Source organism: Lentilactobacillus sunkii DSM 19904 (genome assembly GCF_001435575.1).
GTDB classification, from domain to species: domain Bacteria; phylum Bacillota; class Bacilli; order Lactobacillales; family Lactobacillaceae; genus Lentilactobacillus; species Lentilactobacillus sunkii.
The window spans coordinates 1-303 of record NZ_AZEA01000069.1 but is presented as its reverse complement, the minus strand read 5'-3'; the positions used below and the strand labels follow the sequence as shown (position 1 = coordinate 303).

Annotated in this window: 1 pseudogene; it reads right to left on the bottom strand. The window is 44.6% G+C overall.

Features of this window, described 5'->3' with window-relative positions:
• Positions 1–67 precede the first annotated feature (67 nt).
• Positions 68–303 (bottom strand): annotated as a pseudogene (locus FD17_RS12930) (IS5/IS1182 family transposase); the annotation flags it as partial.

The window sequence follows — 303 nt, the reverse complement described above, 5'->3', positions numbered from 1 at the left end:
CGTTTTGCATCGGGTCTTCTTTCATGCGCATAAAAGTCGCGTCATGATCTGTTTTAGAGAAGCTGTTTCAATCTCCAAATAACTGGTGGTATTGTCGATATTTCTGCTTTCGTGGTAAATATTCATCTCTGACTAAATGGCGGAGGTGTTTAAGCTCGCGCCGGCGCCGTTTACGTGGTGACCCACCATGAATTGTCTTTTCAGTTTTAACTTGCTGGTCTAATTCCGAAATTTCTTCATCTAATGCGGTCACCTCGGCTTCCAGCGTTTGTAGATCCGTCGGATCCATTTCATTTTCCACCG